Origin of the sequence: Synechococcus sp. CS-1333 (assembly GCF_025128015.1) — a bacterium.
GTDB lineage: Bacteria > Cyanobacteriota > Cyanobacteriia > PCC-6307 > Cyanobiaceae > MW101C3.
Window position 1 is genome coordinate 80,719 of record NZ_JAHLYO010000031.1, and the last position, 24,296, is coordinate 105,014.

Consider the following 24,296-nt stretch of genomic DNA (forward strand, 5'->3'; position numbering starts at 1 on the left):
TGAGCAACCTGAAGGCATGTGGAGAGTGCCGCTGCTCGCCACCCTTGCCTGCGAGCCAGCTTCAGGCAACACTTTCCAAGGCCGCAGCTTCCGCCCATGGCAACACGATCACTGTCTGCTGGTGAGGTGCTGCTGATCCGCCACGGCGAAACGGAGTGGAGCCTGTCGGGCCGCCACACCGGCAACACCGACATCCCCCTGACGGCTAATGGTGAGCGGGCAGCTGGTGCTTTAGCGCCGCTCCTGGCTGGTCTAGGTGTGGAGCTGGTGCTGGTGAGTCCGCTGCAGCGGGCCAGGCGCACCTGTGAGTTGGCGGGCCTGGCGGAGCACGCCACAGTTGACCCTGATCTGCGCGAATGGAATTACGGCGCCTATGAGGGGATCACCTCCGCTGAGATTCAGTGCATGGCCCCCGGCTGGATGGTGTTCCGGGATGGTTGCCCCGAGGGCGAGAGTCCGGCGCAGATCGGCGCGCGCGCTGATCGGGTGATTGAGCGGGTGCGTGCGCATGGCGGCAAGGTGGCTGTGTTCGCCCATGGCCATCTGTTGCGCGTGCTGGCGGCGCGCTGGATCGGGCTGCCACCGAGCCATGGCAGCCATTTTCTGCTCGACACTGCCACGCTTTCGATCCTCTCCCGGTATGCCGGTGAGCCGGCACTGGGCTGTTGGAACGCCGCAGCGCTGTAACTCTCCACGTGAACTCCCCAGGTGCTTCAGGCGCTGCGTTGACAATCAACAGCATCCGCGCTCAGGCGTGCACTGCGCTCCCATGATTGAGCCACCGCGCCTGCCTCGGCGTGGCCTCCACCGGTGTCTGACCATGACGGCAGTTCCCCTGCAGCGCCTGGCCGTTGCTTCGCTCGGCCTGATGACCACCGGCCTGCTGGGCAGTATGGCGTTGCCGGCCAACGCTCAGGTGGGCAGCCGGCCGATCAAGGTGGCGGCGGTGGATTTCATCCCCGCCTGGGGGGATCGCGATGGCAACATCCGCCGGCTGGTGCAGGCCACTGAGCGGGTGGCTGCTGAAGGCCACTGAGCGGGTGGCTGCTGAAGGTGTGAACTACGCCGTGTTTCCCGAAACGGCGATCAGTGGCTACGACTTCACCGGCCCAGCCCAGTTGGCTCCCTTTGTGGACACCATTCCCGGGCAGGCCACCGCGGCGTTGCTGCCGGTGCTCAAGCGCACGGGCCTCTATATGAGTGTGGGCATTGCCGAGAAAGACAGCGCCACCGGGCTCTTCTACAACACCGCTGTGTTGATGGGGCCTGAAGGAATCATCGGCAAGTACCGCAAGAATGGCCTGAACGGCCAGGACGTGCAGTTGTTCGGCCCCGGTGACACCGATGTGGGTGTTTTTGACACGCCGATCGGGCGCATCGCCCTGATCATCTGTTACGACGACACCTACTGGCAGTACGACCGACTGGCGGCGTTGCGGGGCGCGCAGATCATCGGCTGGCATTCCGTTTCCGATCGGGTGATGCCCGGCACGCCGGCCGCCCAGGCGCGCTCGAACCATTCCACGGTGGCCAGCGTGCAGCACATGAGTGCACTGAATGGCGTGTGGGTGGTGGGGGCCACGCGCAGCGGCATCGAGCGCAATCCGATCACCGGCAGCCAGCTCTATTACAACGGCGGCTCCAGCATCTGGTCGCCCAGCGGACGCAAGCTGGTGCAAGCGCCGGTGGTACCGCCCGAGGTGCTGCCGCCTGGCCTCAATGGCATCTTTTCGGCCACGATCACCCCGGCTGATGCCGATGCTGTGCGCGATCAGCGTCTGGCTGCACGCCGCCCCTCGCTCTACAACCCCCTGCTGGCGCTGCGCCGGGCGCCGGTCGATGTCACCGCCACCGCCAGCCGCCGTCCGGTGCAACTGGCCGCAGCCCAGTGGAGCAGCGGCCCTTCACGGCTGAGCAGCAGCCAGCCCCAGCCCAACGAGCTGCTGGTGCTGCCGGAGCTCTCGGCCCTCCCCACCGGCTTGGATGCCGCCGAGCTGCGGCGCCGGGCCGAGCGCCGCGGCGGCGCCTTCGAGCAATTGTTGGCGCAGCGGGCTAAGGCCGGCAACGGCTACTTGGTGGGCAGCTACCCCGAGCGTGAGGGTGGCCAGGTGTTCCACACCGTGGCCCTGGCTGGCCCGGCCGGCACGATCCTGGGCCGCTACCGCGCCACCCACCTGACGGCTTCCGAGCGGGCCTGGGCCAGCGCCGGAGACACTCCGGTGGTGGTGGCCACGCCGCTGGGCAGGGTGGGGCTGGCCACGGTGGGCGATCTGGCGGTCACGGAGGTGACCGGGCTCTACCAGAGCCTGCGCGCCGATCTGCTGGCGGCCCCGGCCGGTGCCCCTGCCGCCCTCAAGGTGGAGATCGACCCCCTGCTGTATGCGGTGAGTGATCCCCCCACCGGCCGCGCCGATCTGCATCCCTACCTGGCCGCCAAGCTCGGCCAGCTGTGGGTGGTGAGCGGTGGCCGCCGCGCCGGCACCTCCACGCCCGCCGGCATCTTCGGACCGGAGCCGGTGGTGTCTACGCCCACCCTCACGGCCGCTGCCGGCGCCGCTGCCGTGCGCCACCGCACGGTGGTGCCTTACCCCGGCACCTGGATCAACCAGCAGCAACTGATCGATGGGCAACGCAACGATCTGTTCCGCCCGCTGGTGCTCGAGGCCGAGAACAGCTGCTTCAAGAGCTGGCGCCAGGCTGGCCACGGGATGGTGCGCTGCCCTTAGGGGCCGGCGTTCGGTTGGGCGTGGTGCGCGCAATTGTTTGTGCGTATGGTGCGCGATTGGGGCCTCGCACAATGGCTGCCAGAGCCCGCCGATGACGCCCTGTTGGTTACCCAGCGGCTGCCTGATCACTGCCGAAGAGTTGGATCTGGGCCGTCTGTTGTGTCCAGTGGCCTGCTGGATCTTCAGGTCTTCTCAGTCTTCGGCTTGTCTTTCTGAGGCATAAGTCGGGTATGGTGAAACAGTCATTGCAGATGTGATTGCTATGCAGGTGAAAGCGCTTCATGGCTTTGCTGCATCCCTGCTGAGTGTTGCTGCTCTAGCGGTCACGTCGCCAGCACTGGCAGATACTGTTGATGCCCGCTGCGACGTTTTCCCTGCAGGAGAAGATAAGGTCACCTCTTCTGGGCTGTGCACCTTCTCCCAACGGCAAGGCTTCGTTTCTATTCGGCTCAAGGGCGGCCAGACCATTGAGCTCAAGCCCAACGAGAGCACGCCCAATGCGTACGTTGATGAGCGTGGCGAGCCTGCCAAGCGCGAGATCCTCGATGGCAAGCGCGGGCAGGTGTACCGGTTGGAGAAGCAATCCATCTTTGTCTTCTGGGATACGGCCCCCTACACGAAAGGTGCGGCAGGCGGTGCTTCCAGTTCCGGTGGCGGGTCATCCACGGGCAATCCCCCTGAGATCGTTCCCCTGTTGCTTGGCATTCATCAGGTGAAGTTTGAGGGTGGTTGCCGCGTCAACTTCAACAAGGCCGGCAAGCGTTTCAGCAAGACCTCAACCTGTGATGCCCCGCAGGTTCAAGTGGCAGAGGATGCGATCCGCCGCTTTTACCGTGAACAGGGTCTCTGATTGGCTGGTGGCGCAGGCGATGGAGCTCACATGATGGGCCCCACTTGATTGATCCCACTTGATGGGGCGCAGTGCATAGGGCGCAGACCATTAGGCGCTGGCGCATTGATAGGCGTTCCAACTGTGAGGCATGAATCCTTCGTCTATTGACGGCGAATCGGGCCGGTGGTGCGTACGCCGGAATTGAACCAGCTGTTCTCGTGCTGGAGGCGGGGATCACCTTGAATCGTGTAGGTGATCATGCCTGACGTGAAGACCAAGGCGCCATCGCTGAGCTTGCTCTTCACAGAGGTGCCGTTCACCATGACCTTGTTCTTGCCGTCGATACGGATCTTGGAAACGGTACGACCGTCAATGTTTTTCGCGACCCACTGGCCCGCATAGGGAGACACCACGCTGCTGGCGGCACCAAAGCCAGCTTTTGTATTCTTTTCCCTGCTCTTGTTGATGTCGCAGCCTTTCAGCTCCGTGGCCTGGGTGCACCCGGATTTCTCCAGTTGATTGGCGTAGGCCGGATCAATGGCATGGGAGGCGAGCGGCAGGGCCATTCCAAAAGAGGCCGCTGCGGCCACTGCGGTGATGATCTGCTTGAGGGTATTCATGCTGAAGGGCGCTTCAAAATGCAGCAATTCATAACAATTCGCTTCAGAGAGTTGCGCTCTGCTCGGCGAATCGCTTGTGGCTAGCTCGCGTTAATCTTAGCACGTGATCTTTGGGTTTATCTCTGCTGCGGCTTGCCAGCTGTGGCTTGGCCATTGCTTCATTGCAGGCATCGCTGAATCATGTTGGGCCCTTAGCCGTCATTGTTGCCTTGGCGATGAGTCTGAATCCACATGAATCAAGAGATCGTCTATTTTCATCGCCATCCGGATGCACCTTGCGATGGCCTGCGGCCACTCTTTTGCTTGCGGCGATCCTTCTCCGTGAGGCCTCCCTGCCCACTGCAATGTGAACACCCCAGCACCGTTGGCTCGCCGGGTCCCAGGCGGCCCGCAGCTGTGTCTCTCAGCCGATGCACCCATGGGATTCTCCGTGTGAAGTCCCTGGTGGTGTCCCCTGGTGCTCTTTGCCCCATCCACAGCATCACCCTCGGCTGCAGCCTCTCCTGCCACAGTTGCCACGCTCCCTGCTGAATCCTGTGTCGCCGCACCTGTTCCGGCTACTGCTGATACCGGCTGTCTGGGCCTGGGGACGGTGGCGGTTGACGCGGGCGCTGTTGCTGTTGATGGCGGGCCTCGGCACGTCTGCTGCGCTGGCGATTCCGCCACCGCCGGATTCCTTTGATGGCGAGACGATTCGCTGCCAGGTGGCGGGCAGCGCCGCCACGGTGCTGATCTGCCGGGATGCAGAACTCACGGCCCTCGACCGGCAGCTTCGTCAGGCGTTCCGTGCTGCGCTTGCGGATCCTGCGCTTCAGGCAAGCGGGCGCGCGGCCCTGCTGCGCGAGCAGGAGCAATGGGTGGTCGCCATGGACCAATGCTGGCGCGCAGGGGAGCAGCTGCGGGCCTGTGTGAAGGCCAGCCAGAGCCAACGGCTGCGACAGTTGCAGGCTTGGCCCGCGACGCGGCACCCAGCGCCCGTTCAACCTTGAGCGCCATCAACACCACGCCACCGCCGCGCGCCACCCTTCTGGTCTGCGCCTGCGCTGGTGCTGCCACCGCGGTTCTCCACGCTGCACGCAGCGGCGGCGTGCGGAGCATGGATCTGCCGGTGCTGGCCCTGCTGGTTGCTCCGTATCTACTGTTGGCGGTGTTGGCGGCCTGTGTGCGGCGACGCAACGGTGAGGCATGGATGCTGCTGATCGCCAGCGTGGTGCTTGGCGTTGGTGGTGTCGCTCTGCTGGCCTTGAGCGCGCCCCACTCCATTTCGACGCCTGAACCTGGACTGGCGCAGGCTGTGGTCACGATCGGCGTGCCCCTGCTCCAGCTGGTTGCCGCACTCGCCCTCAGCCTGGCTCTGCTTGTGCGCCGCCTTCGAGCCGCTGCACCAGGCGTGAGAGCAGGGCGCGGCGGGCCTCCCCCTGCTGGCCCGCTTCGGTGATCAGCAGGGCGGTGACGCGCAGGCCATCGGCGGTCATGGCATCCACGCCCAGCAGCTTGGGGGGCTGCAGCAGCGTGGCGCTCCAGGCGGGATCGGCCGCGAAGGCGGCCAGCTCGGCGCTGATGGCGGCCAGGGCCCAGGCCAGATCGGTGCCATGGGGCAGCAGCAGCGACAGTTCGGCGCCCGAGCGCAGCTTGGTGTGGTTCACGCTCTGCTCACAGCCGCTGTTCGGCACCACCACCACCCGTTGGTCGTGGCAGCGCAGCTCCGTGCTCAGCACTCCCACATCGATCACCTCGCCGAGGCGTCCGCCGATCTCCACGGTGTCGCCGATGGCGTAGCGGTCGTCGAAGAGCAGCACCAGCCCGGCCACGAAATCGCGCAGCAAGCCCTGAAACACCAGGGCGAGGGCACCGAGCACGGCGCCACTGGCCAGCAGGGCATTGCTGGAGAGATCGCGCAGCACGGGAATGCCCATCACCGTCCAGGCGCTGAACACCAGCACGCAGGCCAGATCCACCAGGCGCCTGAGCACGCGCAGCAGGCTGCGGTAGCGCTGCTCGCGGCGCGCCTGGAAGGCCGCCGGCACGAACACGTTGCTGGCCCACTGGCTCAGCAGCAACCCCACCAGCGCCCGCAGCAGGGCAGCCGCCAGCAGCATCGCCAGGGCTTTGAACAGCACCACCAGCGGCTGAAACAGCACATCGATCGCTGGTGCCACCTGGCCGGGGGAGGCCAGCAGCAGCACGGCGCCGATCGCTACGCCCAGCACCAGCACCGCCGCCAGCAGCAGCCGACTGAGGCTCTGGGCCAGATGGAAGCGGGCAGCGGCGAGCCGGCTGGCGTGCTCGACGCGTTGGCGCTGCAGCCGCGGCAACTGGCGTTGCAGGCGCCGCCACAGCCACACGGCCAGCACCAGCACCACCGTGAGGCCGGCGACCACCCACGCCGCCATGCTCATCCGGTCGGAGATCTGCTGCTTCCCGTAGATCTGGCGGGCACGGCGCAGCCGCCGCTCCAACCGGTTGCGCCAGCGCTCCGCCAACGCCGCCTCGCTGGTGCCGTTGAGCTGGGCGTCGGCGGCGGTGACGGTGAGCAGCGGGAACGGCGTGGCGCGGCCGGGCACCACGGCGGCCAGCTGATTCAGCCCCCCCGGCTGCCGTTGCACCACCACCCGCAGGGCCTGCGGCGCGCCCTGCAGCCCCAGGTGATCCGGGTCGCACACGGCTTCCACGGCCCCCACGCCGCTGCGCTCCAGCAGCAGCTCGCCGATCCGCTCTCCCGGCGTGCAGGGCTGGGCGGGCCGGTAGAGGAGGTCAAGGTTGCCTTCGATCACCTTCGCCCGCTCGGCGGCATCGGGGCCGGCCTGATCCGGGCCCGCCACCCGCAACGACGCCACGTTGATCACTGGCACGCCAAGGATGCGCACCTGGGAGAGACGAAAACTGCCCGCCACCGGCTGGCTGTCCGCCGACGCGGCGGGGCTGGGCATATCCGCCGCCAGGCCCGGCTGGGCCAGGGCCAGCAGCAGCACCAGGCCGGCTAGGGCCGTGGCAAGGGCAGCAACGACGGCAGCGGCGCGGCTGGTTGTGGAGTGCCCCACGCTGACTGGCCCAGGAACGGCCAGTCTGGGCAGCCATGGGGCCACTGCAGCCCGGCACCGCCTGCAGAAGGGGCGCCCCCTTCAGGTTCTGACGAAATACACCACCGCCACCGCGACCCCGACCACCACGACGATGGCCCGCAGGGTGGCCGCAGGGATCCGGCCCGCCAGCTTGCCGCCCAGCACGCCGCCGACGATGGCGCCGACCGCCATCACCGCCGCCAGGCCCCAGGCCACCTGACCGGAGAAGAGGAAGAAGGCGGCGGCGGTGAGGTTGGCGGCGAACGACACGGCCTGCTTGAGGCCGTTGAGCCGGGTGAGGGTGTCATCGAGGCTGAGGGCCAGCACCGCCAGCACGATCACGCTCAGCCCGCCGCCGAAGAAGCCGCCGTACACGGACGCCAGGAACACCGGCCCCACGGCCCAGCGCTCCGATGGCTGGCGGCCATGCCGCTCGGAACGGCGCTGCAACCAGCGGCGCACGGGCTCCTGCACCGCCAGCAGCGCCGAGGCGAACAGGATCAGGAACGGCACCAGCTGCGTGAACAGCCGTTCACCGGTTTTCAGCAGCAGCCAGCCGCCCAGCAGGCCACCGAGGGCGGCGACCGGCAGCAGCAGCAGCAACCGCTGCCGTTGGCCCTGGAGTTCCCGGCGCTGGGCCCTGGTCGCCCCCAGGTAGCCGGGCACCAGGGCCACGGTGTTGGTCACGTTGGCCATCACCGCCGGCAGGCCGATGGCGGTGAGGGCGGGAAAGCTCAGCAGCGAGCCACCGCCGGCCAGGGCATTGATCGCCCCGGCGGCGATGGCCGCCAGGCCGGCCCAGAAGGCCTGGATCTCGAAGGGCAGGGGTGCGTTCATCAACCCAGCGTCAGGCCGGGGTCAACCCGTAGGGCTCCGCGTCCGCCGGCAGGGTCACCCCCAGCCGCTCGCGCCAGGCCGCCACTGGCAGCTCCCAGCCCTCCTCCCAGCGGGCGGTGGCGAAGGCAGAGGCGGTGAAGCCGATGGTGACGCCGTGGCTGATGGCTCGGCTCAGGTAGGCGTAGTCGTCGAGCCCGAAGCGGAAGCCGGCGATCTGGGCGGCATGGGTGAGGCTCACGTAGGCGGGGAAGCCGATCTGGGTGGCGGTGATCGCCAGCACTCCGTTCTCGCCGGCCGGTGAGGTGCCGAAGCCACTCACCACATGGTGCAGGTCGTGGGTGGTGGCGATCCGCTGGGTGAGCCAGCGGCCCTCGGTGTCGATCGGGCGTGGGCGGAAGAAGGAGGGGTCGTAGTTGAGGCGACGGATCAGGGCGGCGTAGGTGTGGCCCAGGCTCCCCGGTGGCAAGGCCGAGAGCCGATCAAGGTCGGGTTGGAGGGGGGGATAGCGGCTGTCCAGCAACTCCGCCCCACCCGGCAGGGCGCGGAAGCGGGCGAGGCAGGCGTCCATCTGGGGCGTATCCAGGAAGCTGTCCACCAGGTCGGCGATCTTGGCGAGATCCCCCTGACTGCGCCCCACCGCGATCAGCTGACGGGCCTGCCCCAGGGCCTGCAGGGACTGCTGGAAGCGGGTCATGGCCGTCGTGGAGGCGGTGAAGGGAACTTAGGTCCGCCGAGTTCAGCCGCTGGTGCAGGTGGCGTTCCAGCGCTCCTGCAGGGCCTTGGTCTGGGTTTCATCACCGTTCCGTTCGGCTGAGCGCAGGCCTGTCTGGATCTGGGTGCAGGCGGTCTGGCGCGCCAGCCGCTCCCGTTGCACTTTGAGGTCCTGGATCTGGGCCTCCAGCCGCTGGCGTTCCTGCGCCCGTTGCTCCGATGCGGCCTGGCTGGCCTGATCCGCTGCCGCCGAGGCGGCGTTCCTGGCCTGCTCCGCATCCAGCGCCTTGAGTTGCAAGGCAAAGTTCGTTTCCTGCTGACGCAGGCGGGCGGCCTCGTCGCTGCGTTCCTTCAGCTCAGCAGTCAGCAGACTCTGCTGATCAAGGCTCTCGCGTTGGTCGGAGATCTGGGCGCGTTGGTTGATCACCACGACGGAGGCCACCGCGATCGCCACCACGATGCTTCCTGCGAGCCAGAGCTGAGTATCACGGCGCATGGCAGGCAATCTTCGGTACACCTTCAACGTATGAATCGGTAGCGGCTGTGGCAAAGCCTGGGGCTGATCCGCGCCGTTGCTGCTGCTGGTTCAGCCGCCGATGCAGCAGATGATCCCACCTGGCCCCCCCTCGCTTATCCCACCAGCAACTTCAGCCCCAGCAGGGCGATCAAGGCGGCCATCCAGCGCTCCAGCACGCGCAGGGACAGCAGGCGGCTGCCGAGCCTGGAGCCCAGCCAGCCGGCGATCGCCACGGTGATCACCAGCGGCATGATCCCCTCGGGCAGGTGTCGCTGGCTCACCAGAACACCGCCGAGGGCGGCCAGTGAGTTGCACAGGATGAAGGTGATGGAGGTGGCGGCCACCTCCGCTGCCGGTGCCCAGCCCTTGATCAACATCAGCGGCGAAAGGATCACCCCGCCGCCGGTGCCGCTCAGGCCACCAACCAGGCCGATCGCGGCACCACTGCCGAGCGCGCTGCCGAAGGAGGGTGGTGTGGGCACACGGCCTGGGCTGCCGCCGCTCGCCTTGAAGATCAACCGCAGCGAGGAGGCCAGCAGGATGGCACCCACCAGCAACTCGAAGGGCCTGGCGTTCAGGTGCAGGAAGCCACCGACGGCCGCCAGCGGCACCGATCCGGCCACAAACGGCCACACCCGCCGCCAACGCAGGTGCCCGGCCTGGGCAAATTGCAGTGTGCCGATCGTGGCGACGGCCACGTTGAGCAGCAGCGCCGTGGCCTTGAGATCCTCCTCCGGCAGCCCCGCCACCACCAGCGCCGCCACATAGCCGCTGGCTCCCGCTTGGCCAACGGCGGAATACAGAAAGGCAATCACCCCCACCAGCACGGTGAGCCCAACGGCGCCGGGTTCCATGGCGCCCGTTCCGGCGTTGAAGGCCATTGTGGAGGAAGGCGATCGTGCAGCAGGTCAAGGGAATGTCCGTCTCGCTGTTGCCTGGCCTGAAGCGCCTGCGCGCCTACCAACCGGCCTGGCTACGCGGGGACGTGCTGGCGGGTGTGACCGTGGCCGCCTATCTGGTGCCGCAGTGCATGGCCTACGGGGAGCTGGCCGGCGTGGCGCCGATCGCTGGCCTATGGGCGATCCTGCCGCCGATGCTGCTGTACGCGCTGATCGGCTCCTCCCCCCAGTTGTCGGTGGGGCCCGAATCCACCACGGCGGTGATGACGGCAGCAGCGATCGCCCCGATCGCCGCCGGCGATCCGCTGGCCTATGCCAGCTTCGCCAGCCTGCTGGCCCTGTTGGTGGGCCTGGTGTGTGTGCTGGGGGGCTGGGCGCGGCTGGGCTTTCTGGCTGATCTGCTCTCGAAGCCGATCTTGGTGGGCTACATGGCCGGGGTGGCGGTGATCATGATCAGCGGCCAGATCGGCAAGATCAGCGGCCTGGAGCTTGAGGCCAAGTCGCTGGCGGGTGAGCTGCTGGAGCTGGCAGGTCGCAGCAGCGAGATCCATCCGCCCACGTTGCTGCTGGCGATTGGGGTGCTGGTTTTCCTGATGCTGATCCAGCGGCGGTTCCCCTCGGCGCCCGGGCCCTTGCTGGCGGTGCTGCTGGCGGTGGCGGCGGTGTGGTTGTTTCACCTGGATCAGGCGGGTGTGGCCGTGATCGGCGCGATCCCGGCCGGGTTGCCCAGCTTTGCGCTGCCCTTCACGGAGCTGAGCCACCTGGCGCCGCCCGGTGGCCTGGCGCTCGACAAGATCCGGTATCTGCTCACGGCGGCGGTGGGCATCGCCCTGGTGGGCTACTCCGACAACGTGCTCACCGCCCGCGCCTTCGCCGCACGGGGCGGGTACCGCATCGATGCGAACCAGGAGCTGCTGGCACTGGGGGCCGTGAATCTGGGCAATGGACTGATGCAGGGCTTTCCGGTGAGCAGCAGCGGCAGCCGCACGGCGATCAGCGCAGCGCTGGGCAGCCGTTCGCAGCTGTTTTCGCTGGTGGCGTTCGTGGTGGTGCTGGTGGTGCTGCTGTTCCTGCGGCCGCTGCTGGCGTTGTTCCCGCAGGCGGCGTTGGGGTCGATCGTGATCTATGCCGCCCTGCGCCTGATCGACATCGGCGAGCTCAAGCGGATGCGCCATTTCAAGCGCAGCGAATTCCACCTGGCGCTGATCACTTGCGCTGGTGTGCTGTTCACCGACATCCTGATGGGCGTGGGCCTGGCGGTGGCGCTGTCGGTGATCGATCTGTTCGCGCGGCTGGTGCGCCCCCACGACGCGGTGCTGGGCCAGGTGCCCCAGCTGGGCGGACTGCACGACGTGGACGACTGGGAGGGAGCCAGCACCATCCCCGGCCTGGTGCTGTACCGCTACGACGCCCCCCTCTGCTTCGCCAATGCGGAAGACTTCCGCCGTCGCGCCCTGGCGGCTGTGGCTGCTGAGCCCACGCCAGTGCGCTGGTTCGTGCTCAACGCCGAGGCGATCGTGGAGATCGACATCACCGCCGCCGATGTGCTCCAGGACGTCCAGCGCGAACTCACGGCGAACGGCATCGTCTTCGCCATGGCCCGCACCAAGCAGGACCTCTACCAACAGCTCAGCAGAACCGGCTTCGTGGACCGCGTCGGCCCCGAGCGCTTCTACCCCACGCTGCCTGAGGCGATTGCGGCGTTTCGGGGGGAGGGGGGGAGCGTGTTGGGTGATGGGGGGAGCGTGTTGGGTGATGGGGGCCAGTGGCAATGAGCGCTTAGTTGTTTATCTCTTTATTCGGCTTGACATTTATTTCGGCTCTTGCAGCTGTGCGGCTGAGTGCCTCCTCGTTGAGTCTTTATGCGTGGCTGAGAGTGTTTCAAGCTGAATAGTGGTTTGCGGACCTGCAAACACAGGGATGAGCATGGGCTAGGGCTGCAGCTTCGCTGCGGCAGCTAGGGTTTCTCAGGATTGGGTGGGATGCTGGTTGTGTTCAACAGAAAAGCCTTGATGGCAGGATGTGGTTTGAGGAAGTGTCGAAGAACAAGTTTGAAGGCTACGGAGCAAGGAGTGTGATCAGGGGCTGATCTCCGGAGGTGCCGGGCTGAGGATCAGCGACTGGCCCTGCTTGGCATTCGGGATCGCAAGAACCAGCGGTCGTTCGCTGGGTTCGGAGGTGTCGGGCAACGTGCGGATCAGGTAGAGCCAGCCGAGGGTTTCGTTGGCCAGCAGCCGCCACACCTGCTGGCTCTCGGGGTCGGAAAGGCTGGAGTCGCGGATCTGCCGGGGAAGCACCCGGTCGCCGATGAACACGTTGTTCGCCAGCGGTGGATCGGGAATGGCCTCACCGGAGTCGTCGAGGTAGCGCAGATCCTGACCCAGGACCCCCTCCGCCTGCGGCAGGACCAAGGTGACCACCGGGAGGGTGGAGCTGCTCTCCAGCGCGTCCCGGCGGGCATCGACCTGCCCCTGATGCTGGGAGAGCCAGAACAGCAGCACCAGCACCCAGCCCACGATTACCAGCTCATCGAGCAGGGAGGCCCCGAAACGCCTGACCGCCGGTTGCAGGCCAGATGGCTTCCACGCCAGTGGCCGCAGGGAGCGGATCCAGGGCACCCGGCGGATCGCCATCGCCAGAAGGTCGGGCAGCTGGTGCAGCAACCAAAGGGTGCCGACGATCAGCAGCGGCAGCGCCGAGAGGACAATCAGGGTTTTGAAGAAATTGGCGACACTGCCGACAAAGATCTGAATCGGAACGATCAGGAACGACTGGGCCGGAAAGGACTGCGCATTGACGTCCAGATTGAAGTAGGCGAAGTAGGACCAGCGATAGATCCAACCAGAGAAGAACAGGATGATCCCCAGCAGACTGAGGATGCTGGCGAATCCACCCAGGAAGGGAAGCTTCTCGTTACCTGGCTCATTCGCCATCGGGAGACTCCTGCTGGATGAGGGGGCACATGACGATTCGTGGAGTTGGCGGGCCCACCGTCGCCTGCCATTAAGCTCTTCCTAAGTAGCCATGCTAAGGGGGACCATGCTTAGCAGACGTAGAGAATGTCTCGTAGCCATCGCTACGTCTGCGACTGCTCTTGTTCTTCCCGTCGTCTCCAACCAGCTGTCTGCCATGGCCGCAGAGCCGGTGCGCCTTCAGCTTCCGCCGATCGTCACCATACGTCTGGTGGCCAAGGGCGAGACATACTCGGGGGTGCGGCTGGTCACTGTCGGTCCCTCGGAGGTGGTCTTCTCGAAGGGCGGTGAGCGCAGGGCGCGGTTGGCAGAGGTGGCCAGCATCACCTTCCAGGGACCGGTGAAGTACAAGGAAAATCGCAATCCTGAAATGCGCGGCGAGCCCCTGAAGGATTGCCTTCCACAACCGGAGGTACTGCTGGCCTCCGCGGCGCTGGCGATCCAATCCGAAGGTTCCACCCTCGCCCTCAGACCCGATGGCCTGCAGGACTTGGCGCGGAAGAACCTGCGCCAGGTCGGTGGCCTCCGCACCCTGGTGGTTGATTCCATGCGCTTTGCTCCCGGCGGCTTGGTGAACTTGGCCTACAAGGCCTGCGCCCCAGGAGGGTCTCGATGACGCGGAGCAGATTGAGCTGATGGGTCGCTGGCTGGCCGCTGGACTCGCCCTCAGCGTGGGCCTGCTGCCGGTGGGATGGCTGGTGGTGCCGGCGGCGATGGCGGCGGAGGCAGTGGATGGGCAACTGCTGAAGCTGTCGGATCTGGCCAATCGACAGAAGGGGCAGGGTCAATTGGAGGCGGCCCTGGCCACCTATGCAAAAGCGCTGGCGATGACTCGCAAGCTGCAGGACCGACGCGGAGAGGGAATCACCCTCAACAACATTGGAGGGGTGTATGGAGATATTGGGAAGCCGGAGGAGGCGCTGAAGCACTACCAGCAGGCACAAGCGATCGCTCGGGAGTTGAAGGACCGCCGAGGGGAGGGGACCACCCTCAACAACATTGGAGTGGTGTATGGAGATCTTGGGAAGCCGGAGCAAGCGCTGAAGCACTACCAGCAAGCACAAGCGATCGCTCGGGAGTTGAAGGACCGCCGAGGGGAGGGGACCACCCTCAACAACATTGGAGGGGTGTATAGAGATCTTGGGAAGCCGGAGCAAGCGCTGAAATTCTTCCAGCAGGCACTGGAGATCCGAAGGGAGGTGAAGGACCGCCGCGGAGAGGGAGCCACTCTCAACAACATCGGATTGGTGTATCGCAGTCTTGGTAAGCCGGAGGAGGCGCTGAAGGTCTACAAGCAGGCACTGGAGATCATAAGGGAGGTGAAGGACCGCAGCGGAGAGGGAATCACTCTCAACAACATCGGATTGGTGTATAGCAATCTTGGTAAGCCGGAGGAGGCGCTGAAATTCATCCAGCTGGCACTGGAGATCCAAAGGGAGCTGAAGAACCGCAGCGGAGAGGGAACCACTCTCAACTTCATCGGAGGGGTGTATAGCAATCTTGGGAAGCCAGAGGAGGCGCTGAAGATCTACAAGCAGGCGCTGGAGATTCTAAGGGAGGTGAGGGTCCGCAGCGGAGAGGGAACCACTCTCAACAATATCGGGTTGGTGTATAGCAATCTTGGTAAGCCGGAGGAGGCGCTGAAGATCTACAAGCAGGCACTGGAGATCCGAAGGGAGGTGAAGGACCGCCGCGGAGAGGGAACCACTCTCAACAACATCGGATTGGTGTATAGCAATCTTGGTAAGCCGGAGGAGGCGCTGAAGATCTACATGCAGGCACTGGAGATCATAAGGGAGGTGAAGGACCGCAGCGGAGAGGGAACCACTCTCAACAACATCGGATTGGTGTATCGCAGTCTTGGTAAGCCGGAGGAGGCGCTGAAGATCTACAAGCAGGCACTGGAGATTCTAAGGGAGGTGAAGGACCGCCGCGGAGAGGGAGGCACTCTCAACAACATCGGATTGGTGTATAGCAATCTTGGCAAGCCGGAGGAGGCGCTGAAGGTCTACAAGCAGGCACTAGAGATCCTAAGGGAGGTGAAGGTCCGCAACGGAGAGGGAACCACTCTCAACAACATCGGATTGGTGTATCGCAGTCTTGGTAAGCCAGAGGAGGCGCTGAAGATCTACAAGCAGGCGCTGGAGATACTGAGGGAGGTCAAGGACCGTAGCGGTGAGGCTGTAACTCTATCCAATCTGGCGCTTCTACAGCGAGATCAACAGCAACCCAAGCCAGCCATCGAAAATCTGGAGAAGGGTCTGGCGATCCAATTGGAGATGCGGCGTGGCCTTCAACGCAGCGATCGGCAGAGCTTCCTCAGCCAAAGTCAATGGGCGGCCTCATCGCTGGTGGAGCTGCTAATCGAGCAGAAGATGGCAGCGGAAGCCTTCACCTGGGTCAATCAGTTCGCCAGCGCTGATCTGGCCGATTACAGCCGCCTAATCGAGGCACGGGTGAACAATCCTGAGGCGCAACGGGCGCTTGAGGGGTGGCGGCTGCGGCAGGTGGAGATGCAGGGGCAGCGGCAGCGGTTGGAGGGTGAGCTGAATCCGCGGACAATGCAGCTGCTGGTGGAGCAGGAGGCGGCGCAGTTCCGTGCGGCGGAGGAGTTGATCGGCAGGTATCCCGAGATTGCCGAGTTGTTGGAAACCCGGCCGGCGGATCTGCAACGGCTGCAGGCGGGAACCCCGGCGGGCACGGTGGTGCTGCAGCCGGCGCCGCTCACCGGCGTACCGAAACGGGCCGACACGATGGCGTTGTTCGCGCTGACCCGCAGTGATCTTCAGGTGGTGACGGTCCCTCTGCCCAAGGATTTCCCTGTCCTGGTGGAGACCTACCGGCAGCAATTGGAACGAGGGGAGACCTACCTGGAACGCAGCGAGCAGTTGTACGACCTGTTGATCCGGCCCCTGGAGGACCGGGGGCTGCTGCCGGCGGGAGGGCGGCTGGCGGTGCTCGCCACCGGCAAGCTGCGGGAGATCCCGCTGGAAACGCTCTACGACGGCCGCACGAAGCAGTACCTGCTGGAGAAGTACCCGATCCATTACCTAACGCGGCTGAGCCGCAACGGTGCCCCAACCGCCCAGCCCGCCGGTGGGGGTGGCGGCGGCGTTCAAAAGGCACTGGTGCTGGCCAATCCCACCCCCACCGTCAGGGAACTGCCGGGCACGGAAGCAGAAGCGAACTATCTGCTGGGCAGCTACCCCGGCAGCCGTGATCTGCGCCGCAACCAGGCAACACTGGAGCAATTCCGGCAGCAGGCGAACCGCTATCCGATCCTGCACCTCGGCACCCACGGCTGTTTCGTCGCAGCGGGGTGCCCGAATCTGGGGATGCAGGCGAACACGCTGCTGTTTGCCAACCGCCAGCAGTACCCGATCGCTGAAGCGGCGCAGCTGGGTCTGTCGAACACCGAACTGCTGGTGCTGGGGGCCTGCCAGACGGCCAAGATCACCAGCGACAACGACGTGGGGCTGAGCGGCCTGGCCTACGTGTTGGAACGGGCTGGCGCCAGGGCGGTGGTGGCAAGCCTGTGGAGCGCGGCTGATGCGGAGAGCGCCCAGATCACCAAGGCGTTTTACGGGAACCTCAAGGCGGGGATGGACAAGGCCGAAGCGATGCGGCAGGCGAAGCTGGCGCTGCTGCGGCGCGATCCGGATGGCCGGCACCCCTATCTCTGGGCCCCGTTCATCGTGATCGGCGATGCAGCGCCCCTGGCGAGGTGAAGAGAGCCATCAGGATGGAACACCTTGCGCTGCTTTGATGTAGAGCGAATGCGCAAAGTGGTTGGGTATGTGGCGAGAGCATTGAGCAAGAAGTTTCCACTTATTCATGAATGCATTCATTCAGCTACCCGTCTTTGTTTGGCTCTTTCAGGATCAAGCCACGCGAGTAGATGTGGAGCGTGCCCTGCAGAAGTCGCCCCCGCAGCTTGGGTTTAATGCCTAGGTACCTGCTCAAAGCCGACAGTTCGCTCTACTGCCTCCCACAACCCCAGATCCTCCCGCCCAGCAGAATCTGACCCCATGAGGCCATCCCTTCTCCCCGTGCTGCTCTGTTCTGCCGCCCTTGCGGGCTGCATGGCGCCTGAGACAGACGAGCAGGTGATTCGCCGCCAGTACGGCATTCCAGCGGCGGCCAGAGTGTTGATGGCTCAGGTATCGCCGGCGGAGGCGGGCTGGTTCGGGCGCGAAGGCCTCAAGATCACGATGGTGTTCGGGCTCAGCGAGGGCGACTTCGACGCGTTGACCCGCAGGTTGAAAGCCACCAGCCACTGGCAGCCTCTGCCGATCCCTGAGACGACCTTGGCGCACCTCGCCGGTATCCGCAGGGCCCGAGCGGCGGGGGCCGTGGGCAACCTCACCGATCAGCAGCTGCTGGCGCAATTCCGTCAGACGATGCCTCCCCATCCGCCCATCGGTTGGTACCAGATCCAAACCGCAGGTACCAACATCCTGCACGCACCCAAGACGGTGCGAGACACGCTCGCCACGGACGTGAACGACTTCATGCTCGCCGTGCTTGATCCTGAACGGCACACGCTGATGGTGAGAGTGAGCACCATCTACTGACGCAGAACGGTTGTTTGCTTGAATTCAGCAGATCGTTGGCCCCGATGCAGCTTCATCCTTCCCCCCTTCCAGCACGTACCGTCCGGCTGGCACAGGCGGCGCTGGCTCGCTTCGGCCCATCCACCCTGCTTGCTGTGGCTTGTGTGGCCGTGGGCAGTGGTGCGGTGAGCCATGCCGCTACCGATCGGGCCCGGTTTGACGCGGCATGGACTGGTGTCGACTGCAAAACTTTTGACGTGCCTGCCGCCATCGCCGCCCAGTCGGATTGTGGCTACGTCACAGTTCCTGAATTACACGCGCAACCCCAGGGCCGCACGATCCAGCTCGGTGTGGTCCGCACCCGCAGCAGCGGCAGCGCCCCTGCCGCCGATCCCCTGGTGGTGGAGCAGGGCGGCCCGGGGGATTCCACCATCGGTGACATCGTCAATGGTGGCCTGCCGAAGTTTCCTGAACTCCCGGCGTTGTTGAAGAGCCGTGACATGATTTTCGTGGAGGAGCGCGGCACGCGCTTTGCCAAACCGTTCCTCTTCTGCCCTGAGCACCATGCGCACAACATTGCGGTGGCGAAGGGGGAGATCCCCTATACCGATGCCAGCTGGATCCAGGCCTGCAATCAGCGCCTCAAGGCCCAGGGCATCAACCCCAGTGCCTTCAACACCCGCGAAAATGCCGCAGATATCTATACGGTGGTGGAGACGCTGCGCTACCCGCAGTTCAACTACTACGGCGTTTCCTATGGCACCTTGCTGGGGCAGTATGTGATCGCCCAGGCGGATCAGCACAAGGCCAAGCTCCGCAGCGTGATCCTTGATGGCGTGGTGCGGCCTGATGTGGATTTCAATCTGGCCTCCAGCTACACGTTCAGCTACGCCCTGCGCAACGTGTTCCAGGCCTGCGCCCAGGATCCCGCCTGCAACGCCACCTACCCCAAGCTCGAGCAGACGTTTCTCACCATCGTTGATGAGCTCAACCGCAAGCCTCTGCCCCTCACGCTGACCATCCCTTCCAGCAAGCAGCCATTCGTCACCAAGCTCGATGGCAATGCGTTCGTGATGGCCATGGTTCCCTATCTGGCGCGGCCCTATTCCGGTGAGTCCACCCGTGGCAGTTCCCTGCCCCGGTTCATTCAGGCGGCCAGCAAGGGCAACTTCGCCTGGGTGGCTGAGGCGCTCTCCGATCTGGAGCCCCCTGGTGCGAAGGAGATGTATCACACCGTTCTCTGCGCGCGGGCGCGATCGATTCGGGTGGATCCGGCCCAGGTGCTACCGCCCGCTTACCCGCAGCTGCTTCCCCTCGGCCTGCGCGAAGCCGAAGGCGTGAACCGGGCCTGTGAGGTGCTGCAGGTGGAGCAGAAGCCGCCCTTCGTCTACAGAAACCGGCAGATCCCCACCCTGGTGCTTAACGGCAGCTACGACCCCGTCACGCCTGCTCCCTACGGAGAAGCTGTGGCGAAGAATCTGACCACCGCCACTGTGGTCACCTTCCCGGGTGTGGGCCATGGGGCGCTGTTCGCACCGGGGGGCACCCCTGCGGCAGCCTGCGTCACCCAGATCGCCGCAGATTTTCTGGTCCGTCCCACAGCCACACCCGACAGCCGCTGCCTTGCCAAGGTGAAGCCTGCGTTTGTTGTGGAGTAGGGGCGGCACCCCCTCGAAAGGGGCCCCCATCAGAACTGCGCCCAGAGCTGGAGATCCAGGGGTGACGGTGTCTTGAAGGCCGTCATCAGCTCCCAATAGTGGCGCGCGTCAGCGTGGCGGTCGGTGCCGGCTAGGGCGGTGAGGTAGGCGAGGCGAAACAGATCGTCCTGGGCGTCGCTTCCCCCGACGGCGGTCACCGCCGGCATCACGGGATCGAGCAGCGCCGCGGTGGTGGCGTAGTCACCGGTGCCGTGGGCAATGCTGGCCTCGACCACCGCCTGTCCGACCGGTTGCCAGACCCGTGTCGACTCGCCGTCACCGCGGTTGGTGCGGGCCTGCACAGACTCCCGCAGCCTCGCCAGAGCATCGCCGCGCCCGGCGCGGGCCAGCGCGTAGCCGTGATGGGCGCTCAGGAACGGGAACACGCACTCGTGAACCCGGGCCTCCACGTGGTCAGCCACGGCGGCCCAGGTCGCGTCGGGCACGGTTGCGCCGGCCATCTCGGCGCGCCACAGGTAGGAAACGGCGTCAATCTGCTCGCCGGGGCTGTCAGGGGTGATGCCCCAGATGTGGTCGCGGAACACGGCGTCGGCGCCGTCACGGTCGAGCTGGTCGAGATGCGCGACCGCGAGGTGCCAGGCGTTGTGGCAGTAGATGAGCCTGCTGCTGGTTTGCCAGACGGGGAGGAAGCCGGCCAGGCGGTTGATGGCGCCGGGCGGGTCGCCGTGGGTGATGAACACATGGGCGAGCGTGTGTTGGGCCCATGGGGTGTGGGCGTCAAGGGCGAGGGCCTGCTCAGCCAGCTCGGCTGCGGCCTCGGCGTGGCCGGTGAGCTCGGTGGCGAAGGACCACACGGCCAGGAAGTCCGGGTCGTTGAGATTGGGTTCGGCGATGCGCTCGATCTGGTCGAGGAACCGCGGCCCCATGTGCTGCTGGCCGAGTACGTAGTAAAGGAACTCGAGGGCCTTTACCGCCAGCAGATCGGTGGGCCAGCGTGTGACCAGCGCCTCAAACCGCTCGACCGCGAGCAGGAAATCGCCGCTGTCCCACCGCCGCAGCGCCGCAAGGGTGGCGGCCTCCCGTTCGTTCAGCGCGGGTTCGAGCGTTGCCAGCCGAGCGAGGTGGCCGGCGGCCAGCGCGGAGGCCTCAGTGGTCTGGCCGTAGAGCCCCAACATCGCTGCGCCGAGCTGCAGGCTGGCCACGTCGGCAAACGTGGCGGCGGCGTCGAGCACGCTCTCGGCACCGAGGTCAAGACCGCAGAGGCGGTCGGTGAAGGTGTCGATGGCGGCGATGGCGCCTTCGTCGCCGGTGCTGACGTCGAGCCCGCGTCGTGTCGTGCCCATGCGTCCAACCGTCCCGAACTGGTCGATCGCTAGCGAGGCTGATCCTAGCTAAGAGCATGACAATCGCCTATGCGTTCACCTTTCTGGGTGTAGGCCATAGGGCACTGTTCGCGCCTGGGGGGATGCCTGCCGCAGCCGGTGCCACCCAGATCACCGCAGATGTCCTGGCACGTCCAACAGCCACACCCGACAGCCGCTGTCTCGCCGAGGTCAAGCTTGCGTTTGTTGTGGAGTAGGGGCTGCGTTCGTGCTGATTGTTGTTGGCTGAGGATGGACGGGGCCAGGCCATTGTCAGCGGAGGCGTTGTATGGAGGTTGATCGATCCAATGGCTGGGAAGCCGTAGCGGCCCGTTTTGTGGCAGAGCGCTCCTCGATTGGTGCCGCCACCGTGCGCAGCTGGAGCCGGGCCTTGCCGGCAAGTCCTTCTGTTCTTGATCTGGGCTGCGGTTGTGGTGTGCCGATTTCTGCAGCGCTGATGGCCGAGGGCTGCCACGTGTCAGCCGTGGATGCCTCTCCCAGCATGGTGGCTGCGTATCGGCAGCGCTTTCCCCAGGCGAGGGTGGCGTGCGAGCCCGTGGAAAAGTCCAGTTTCTTCAACAGCACATTCCACGGAATTGTGGCCGTCGGCCTGTTGTTTCTACTGCCAGCTGATGGGCAGCGCGCACTGATCCGTCGCGTCTCTGCTGCTCTACAACCTGGTGGCCGTTTTCTGTTCACCGCCCCTGTGCAGGCGGTGGCCTGGAAAGACACCATGATGGGCGGCCACTGCGTTTCCCTCGGCGACGAGGTGTACCGCCGCGCCCTTGCTGCTGCGGGGCTGCACGTTGTTGGTGAGTTTGTGGATGAAGGAGAGAACCATTATTACGACGCCTGCCGCATGGGCTGATCGCCAGGGATGCTCTCGCTTATGTGCTTATGATCCAAGCGTCTTCGATGACCGCATCGATTGGACTTCCCTTTTCCCAATGGCGTCGCGTCGTATCTGTCCGGGGGACTGCTCCTCGGACTGGGACTGATGGTCATGTATCTCAGCCTCGGTGTGAAAGCCGGAGCGAGTTCCTTTCTGAGCTCCACGCTCACCTATTTCACGCCACTTCAAGCCGAGCGCAGCTCGCGCCACTGGCGCCTGCTGTTCGCCCTGGCCATGGTGCTCGGCGCCTGGCTGTACGCCGCGACCCACCAGGCGTTCTTCGTTACCGCCGTGGGCTGGTGGCGGCTGGCGCTGGGGGGTGTGCTGGTGGGGTTCGGCACCCGGCTCTCCTCGGGCTGCACCTCCGGTCACGGCATCTGCGGCGTGGCCTCCTTCTCGAGGGCCTCGCTGCTGGCGGTCGCCGTGTTCATGGCGGTGGCCATCGTCACCGCCCGGATCGTGCTGCTGCTGGGGGTGACGCCATGAAGCGCCTGTTCGCGATCCTGCTGGGTGGTGGGTTGTTCGGCTATGGGCTGGCCTGGAGCGGCATGGCCCGGCCGGAGGTGGTGCTGAGCTTCCTGCAGCTGCGCGACCTCGGCCTGCTGCTGGTGATGGCGGCGGCCCTGGCGGTCACCACCATCGGCTTCCGGCTGGCGCCGCGGCTGCGGCAGACCACGCTGCTGGGGCTGCCCTTCTCCCATGAGGTGAAGCCGATGCTGGCCGGCACCGTGCCGGGTGCCGTGATCTTCGGTGTGGGCTGGGGCCTGAGTGGCCTGTGCCCCGGCGCGGCGGTGGCCAGCATCGGTATCGGCAACGGGCCGGTGTTGATCGGTCTGGCCGGGATGTTCGTGGGCGCCTACCTGCAGGGCGTCCTGGCGGAAGGGCCTCCCAAGCTGCAGGCTGGGCCCCAGCAGGGTGAGGGCTGAGTCGCCCGACGCGATGGCCTCCTCCGCTCCCTTTCCCCTGGCGGCCGCCGCCGGCGCTGCGCCGCTGCTGCTGCGGCAGCTCTTTGATGCCGAGACGGGCACCTTCACCTACCTGCTGGCGGAGGTGGCCTCCCGGCAGGGGGTGCTGATCGATTCGGTGTACGAGCAGCACCCCCGCGATCTTTCGCTGATCCGCGAACTGGGCATCGATCTGGTCGCCTGTCTCGACACCCACGTTCACGCCGATCACGTGACCGGCAGCTGGCGGATGCAGCAGGCCACCGGCTGCCCCATCGGCCTGGCCGCCGTCGCTGGGGCCGAAAACGTGACCCTGCCCCTGCGCCACTGGGATCGGGTGAGCTTCGGCGGCCGCCACCTGGAGGTGCGCGCCACCCCCGGCCACACCGATGGCTGCCTCAGCTTCGTGCTCGACGACCACTCGATGGCGTTAACCGGCGATGCACTGCTGGTGCGCGGCTGCGGCCGCTGTGATTTTCAGCAGGGGGATGCCGCCACCCTTTACCACTCGATCACCGGGCGGCTCTTGTCTCTACCCGACTACTGCCTGCTGTACCCCGCTCACGACTACAGCGGCCGCGCGATGAGTTCGGTGGCCGAGGAAAAGGCCTACAACGCCCGGCTCGGCGGCGAGGCCGATGAGCGCGACTTCGTGGGCTACATGGAGAACCTGCACCTCCCCCACCCCAACCGGATCGCCTTGGCCCTGCCAGCCAACCTGCGCTGCGGTAGGCCCGCCGACGGTGGCCTGGAGGAAGCGGACAACTGGGCACCGATCGAGCGCAGCTATGCCGGCCTGCCAGAGCTGACGGCTGGCTGGGTCGCCGAACACCGTCAGGAGCTGACGCTGGTGGACGTGCGCTCCGAAGCGGAAGTGCAGGGCCCGGACGGTCGCATCCCGGGCAGCCTGCTGATTCCCCTGCCCGAGTTGCAGAGCCGGGCCGACGAGATCCCCACGGATCGCCCCACGGTGGTGCTCTGCCACTCCGGCAGCCGCTCCGCCCTGGCTACACAGCAGCTGCAGAAGAAGGGGCTGAGCCAGGTGGCGAACATGCGCGGCGGCCTGCGGGCTTGGAAGGCGCAGGGGCTGCCGTTGGAGCATCCCTGAGCAACAACACCATCGCGATCTGCTGTAGCCGCGGTCACAAGTGGTTCACGGACCCGTTAACCACGGCTGGCGTTGGCGTTCCTGCTTAGAGTGCAGTTGCGGGGCAAGGGTTTAAGAGACCGATTGCTGTGAACTCAGTTGTTTATCAGGAAGGGGCCTGCTGGCTGGGGGTGGTTCGCGGAACTGCCTAAGAACAAGTTCGATGGACACTTGCAATCTTTGAAACGCGAAGGCCGCTTACGAAAGTGCGTCGTGCGACATGATAACCAGTGCAGGTGATTTTAGTCGGACATAAGATTGCTTTAAGTGTTCTGGAAAGATATGCATGAAACCATCTTGAATATGGACCAGATTCGCCAGGTCACGAGTAGACTCATCGGCCTGTCCGCCAGCATGAATCAGCTTATTGCGGATCCTCCTTACTTGCTTTATCTCTTCTGAGTCCCAGCAGCTCTCGCGCAGATTGATGTGGATGGCTTTTACTGGACAGATTCGGCCCCTGACATCGTTAACCCCGGGCGGGAAGAACAGGGTTTGGTCTCAGTGTAGACCTCATGGGGAGTTTTGCTTCCCAATGCGCTGTGTGGTCTTACATGACCATACC

The 24,296-nt window shown here is 65.4% G+C and carries 23 protein-coding genes; 15 read left to right on the top strand and 8 right to left on the bottom strand.

What is annotated here, in order from left to right; genetic code table 11:
- Positions 1–96: 96 nt before the first annotated feature.
- The 4 genes from KQ303_RS12165 (at position 97) to KQ303_RS12180 (ending at position 3,576) form a co-directional block, all read left to right on the top strand.
- Positions 97–687, top strand: coding sequence for a histidine phosphatase family protein (locus tag KQ303_RS12165; protein WP_259730489.1), 591 nt, complete (start codon positions 97–99; stop codon positions 685–687).
- A gap of 133 nt (positions 688–820) precedes the next feature.
- Positions 821–1,036, top strand: coding sequence for a hypothetical protein (locus KQ303_RS12170; RefSeq protein WP_259730490.1), 216 nt, complete (start codon positions 821–823; stop codon positions 1,034–1,036).
- Positions 1,037–1,040: 4 nt separating this feature from the next.
- Entirely contained in the window at positions 1,041–2,726 is a 1,686-nt protein-coding gene (locus KQ303_RS12175; RefSeq protein ID WP_259730491.1) for a carbon-nitrogen hydrolase family protein, read from the top strand.
- A 262-nt stretch (positions 2,727–2,988) separates the two neighbouring features.
- A complete protein-coding gene (locus tag KQ303_RS12180; protein WP_259730492.1) occupies positions 2,989–3,576 on the top strand; it encodes a hypothetical protein in 588 nt (195 codons plus the stop codon).
- A 143-nt stretch (positions 3,577–3,719) separates the two neighbouring features.
- Here the strand turns inward: KQ303_RS12180 and KQ303_RS12185 are convergent, their stop codons facing one another.
- Positions 3,720–4,178 carry a hypothetical protein gene (locus KQ303_RS12185; RefSeq protein ID WP_259730493.1) on the bottom strand — a complete coding sequence of 153 codons (459 nt, stop codon included), beginning with the start codon at positions 4,176–4,178 and terminating at the stop codon, positions 3,720–3,722.
- Positions 4,179–4,690: 512 nt separating this feature from the next.
- On the opposite strand from KQ303_RS12185, the gene KQ303_RS12190 reads away from it, so the two are divergent.
- Together KQ303_RS12190 and KQ303_RS12195 are read left to right on the top strand one after the other, a co-directional pair.
- Positions 4,691–5,167 carry a hypothetical protein gene (locus KQ303_RS12190; protein WP_259730494.1) on the top strand — a complete coding sequence of 159 codons (477 nt, stop codon included), beginning with the start codon at positions 4,691–4,693 and terminating at the stop codon, positions 5,165–5,167.
- On the top strand, positions 5,164–5,616 hold the full coding sequence (locus KQ303_RS12195; RefSeq protein WP_259730495.1) for a hypothetical protein: 453 nt from the start codon (positions 5,164–5,166) through the stop codon (positions 5,614–5,616). Before KQ303_RS12190 ends, KQ303_RS12195 begins: the two co-directional genes overlap by 4 nt.
- Here the strand turns inward: KQ303_RS12195 and KQ303_RS12200 are convergent.
- From KQ303_RS12200 to KQ303_RS12220, 5 genes are all read right to left on the bottom strand, one after another.
- Positions 5,522–7,219: a mechanosensitive ion channel family protein gene (locus KQ303_RS12200; RefSeq protein ID WP_259730496.1), complete on the bottom strand. Its 1,698-nt coding sequence runs from the start codon at positions 7,217–7,219 to the stop codon at positions 5,522–5,524. The two genes, KQ303_RS12195 and KQ303_RS12200, sit on opposite strands and share 95 nt — an antisense overlap.
- Positions 7,220–7,300: 81 nt before the next feature.
- A complete protein-coding gene (locus tag KQ303_RS12205) occupies positions 7,301–8,077 on the bottom strand; it encodes a sulfite exporter TauE/SafE family protein (RefSeq protein WP_259730497.1) in 777 nt (258 codons plus the stop codon).
- A 10-nt stretch (positions 8,078–8,087) separates the two neighbouring features.
- Positions 8,088–8,771 carry a Coq4 family protein gene (locus tag KQ303_RS12210; RefSeq protein WP_259730498.1) on the bottom strand — a complete coding sequence of 228 codons (684 nt, stop codon included), beginning with the start codon at positions 8,769–8,771 and terminating at the stop codon, positions 8,088–8,090.
- 42 nt (positions 8,772–8,813) lie between these two features.
- Positions 8,814–9,284 (bottom strand): hypothetical protein, encoded by a 471-nt coding sequence (locus KQ303_RS12215; RefSeq protein WP_259730499.1) that lies wholly within the window; start codon positions 9,282–9,284, stop codon positions 8,814–8,816.
- A 134-nt stretch (positions 9,285–9,418) separates the two neighbouring features.
- Positions 9,419–10,186: a sulfite exporter TauE/SafE family protein gene (locus tag KQ303_RS12220; RefSeq protein ID WP_259730500.1), complete on the bottom strand. Its 768-nt coding sequence runs from the start codon at positions 10,184–10,186 to the stop codon at positions 9,419–9,421.
- Between the two features lie 35 nt (positions 10,187–10,221).
- Here KQ303_RS12220 and KQ303_RS12225 point away from each other — a divergent pair, with 35 nt between their 5' ends.
- The gene (locus tag KQ303_RS12225) at positions 10,222–11,979 is read left to right on the top strand and encodes a SulP family inorganic anion transporter (RefSeq protein ID WP_259730501.1); all 1,758 of its coding nucleotides are present in this window, start codon (positions 10,222–10,224) and stop codon (positions 11,977–11,979) included.
- 303 nt (positions 11,980–12,282) lie between these two features.
- Here KQ303_RS12225 and KQ303_RS12230 read toward each other — a convergent pair whose 3' ends face one another.
- Entirely contained in the window at positions 12,283–13,137 is an 855-nt protein-coding gene (locus tag KQ303_RS12230; protein WP_259730502.1) for a hypothetical protein, read from the bottom strand.
- Positions 13,138–13,333: 196 nt separating this feature from the next.
- Here KQ303_RS12230 and KQ303_RS12235 point away from each other — a divergent pair, with 196 nt between their 5' ends.
- The 4 genes from KQ303_RS12235 (at position 13,334) to KQ303_RS12255 (ending at position 19,387) form a co-directional block, all read left to right on the top strand.
- Entirely contained in the window at positions 13,334–13,792 is a 459-nt protein-coding gene (locus KQ303_RS12235) for a hypothetical protein (RefSeq protein WP_259730503.1), read from the top strand.
- A gap of 19 nt (positions 13,793–13,811) precedes the next feature.
- The gene (locus KQ303_RS12245) at positions 13,812–16,904 is read left to right on the top strand and encodes a CHAT domain-containing tetratricopeptide repeat protein (RefSeq protein ID WP_311134159.1); all 3,093 of its coding nucleotides are present in this window, start codon (positions 13,812–13,814) and stop codon (positions 16,902–16,904) included.
- A 354-nt stretch (positions 16,905–17,258) separates the two neighbouring features.
- On the top strand, positions 17,259–17,750 hold the full coding sequence (locus tag KQ303_RS12250; protein WP_259730505.1) for a hypothetical protein: 492 nt from the start codon (positions 17,259–17,261) through the stop codon (positions 17,748–17,750).
- A gap of 44 nt (positions 17,751–17,794) precedes the next feature.
- Complete coding sequence (locus tag KQ303_RS12255; RefSeq protein ID WP_259730506.1) at positions 17,795–19,387, top strand: alpha/beta hydrolase; 1,593 nt, start codon at positions 17,795–17,797, stop codon at positions 19,385–19,387.
- A gap of 29 nt (positions 19,388–19,416) precedes the next feature.
- Here KQ303_RS12255 and KQ303_RS12260 read toward each other — a convergent pair whose 3' ends face one another.
- A complete protein-coding gene (locus tag KQ303_RS12260; RefSeq protein WP_259730507.1) occupies positions 19,417–20,730 on the bottom strand; it encodes a hypothetical protein in 1,314 nt (437 codons plus the stop codon).
- A 307-nt stretch (positions 20,731–21,037) separates the two neighbouring features.
- Between KQ303_RS12260 and KQ303_RS12265 the strand changes: the two genes are divergently transcribed.
- The 4 genes from KQ303_RS12265 to KQ303_RS12280 are packed head-to-tail and all read left to right on the top strand — an operon-like array spanning position 21,038 to position 23,692.
- Entirely contained in the window at positions 21,038–21,616 is a 579-nt protein-coding gene (locus KQ303_RS12265) for a bifunctional 2-polyprenyl-6-hydroxyphenol methylase/3-demethylubiquinol 3-O-methyltransferase UbiG (protein WP_259730508.1), read from the top strand.
- 60 nt (positions 21,617–21,676) lie between these two features.
- Positions 21,677–22,126, top strand: a complete 450-nt coding sequence (locus KQ303_RS12270) for a YeeE/YedE family protein (protein ID WP_259730509.1) — start codon at positions 21,677–21,679, stop codon at positions 22,124–22,126.
- On the top strand, positions 22,123–22,566 hold the full coding sequence (locus tag KQ303_RS12275; protein ID WP_259730510.1) for a DUF6691 family protein: 444 nt from the start codon (positions 22,123–22,125) through the stop codon (positions 22,564–22,566). Before KQ303_RS12270 ends, KQ303_RS12275 begins: the two co-directional genes overlap by 4 nt.
- A gap of 13 nt (positions 22,567–22,579) precedes the next feature.
- Positions 22,580–23,692 (top strand): rhodanese-like domain-containing protein, encoded by a 1,113-nt coding sequence (locus KQ303_RS12280; RefSeq protein WP_259730511.1) that lies wholly within the window; start codon positions 22,580–22,582, stop codon positions 23,690–23,692.
- Positions 23,693–24,296 lie beyond the last annotated feature (604 nt).

Bases quoted from the DNA above. Each gene is read 5' to 3' on its own strand.
- KQ303_RS12165 (WP_259730489.1), top strand. From the start codon at position 97: ATGGCAACACGATCACTGTCTGCTGGTGAGGTGCTGCTGATCCGCCAC.
- KQ303_RS12170 (WP_259730490.1), top strand. From the start codon at position 821: ATGACGGCAGTTCCCCTGCAGCGCCTGGCCGTTGCTTCGCTCGGCCTG.
- KQ303_RS12180 (WP_259730492.1), top strand. From the start codon at position 2,989: ATGCAGGTGAAAGCGCTTCATGGCTTTGCTGCATCCCTGCTGAGTGTT.
- KQ303_RS12185 (WP_259730493.1), bottom strand. From the start codon at position 4,178: ATGAATACCCTCAAGCAGATCATCACCGCAGTGGCCGCAGCGGCCTCT.
- KQ303_RS12205 (WP_259730497.1), bottom strand. From the start codon at position 8,077: ATGAACGCACCCCTGCCCTTCGAGATCCAGGCCTTCTGGGCCGGCCTG.
- KQ303_RS12210 (WP_259730498.1), bottom strand. From the start codon at position 8,771: ATGACCCGCTTCCAGCAGTCCCTGCAGGCCCTGGGGCAGGCCCGTCAG.
- KQ303_RS12215 (WP_259730499.1), bottom strand. From the start codon at position 9,284: ATGCGCCGTGATACTCAGCTCTGGCTCGCAGGAAGCATCGTGGTGGCG.
- KQ303_RS12220 (WP_259730500.1), bottom strand. From the start codon at position 10,186: ATGGCCTTCAACGCCGGAACGGGCGCCATGGAACCCGGCGCCGTTGGG.
- KQ303_RS12225 (WP_259730501.1), top strand. From the start codon at position 10,222: ATGTCCGTCTCGCTGTTGCCTGGCCTGAAGCGCCTGCGCGCCTACCAA.
- KQ303_RS12230 (WP_259730502.1), bottom strand. From the start codon at position 13,137: ATGGCGAATGAGCCAGGTAACGAGAAGCTTCCCTTCCTGGGTGGATTC.
- KQ303_RS12235 (WP_259730503.1), top strand. From the start codon at position 13,334: ATGGCCGCAGAGCCGGTGCGCCTTCAGCTTCCGCCGATCGTCACCATA.
- KQ303_RS12245 (WP_311134159.1), top strand. From the start codon at position 13,812: ATGGGTCGCTGGCTGGCCGCTGGACTCGCCCTCAGCGTGGGCCTGCTG.
- KQ303_RS12250 (WP_259730505.1), top strand. From the start codon at position 17,259: ATGGCGCCTGAGACAGACGAGCAGGTGATTCGCCGCCAGTACGGCATT.
- KQ303_RS12255 (WP_259730506.1), top strand. From the start codon at position 17,795: ATGCAGCTTCATCCTTCCCCCCTTCCAGCACGTACCGTCCGGCTGGCA.
- KQ303_RS12260 (WP_259730507.1), bottom strand. From the start codon at position 20,730: ATGGGCACGACACGACGCGGGCTCGACGTCAGCACCGGCGACGAAGGC.
- KQ303_RS12265 (WP_259730508.1), top strand. From the start codon at position 21,038: ATGGAGGTTGATCGATCCAATGGCTGGGAAGCCGTAGCGGCCCGTTTT.
- KQ303_RS12275 (WP_259730510.1), top strand. From the start codon at position 22,123: ATGAAGCGCCTGTTCGCGATCCTGCTGGGTGGTGGGTTGTTCGGCTAT.
- KQ303_RS12280 (WP_259730511.1), top strand. From the start codon at position 22,580: ATGGCCTCCTCCGCTCCCTTTCCCCTGGCGGCCGCCGCCGGCGCTGCG.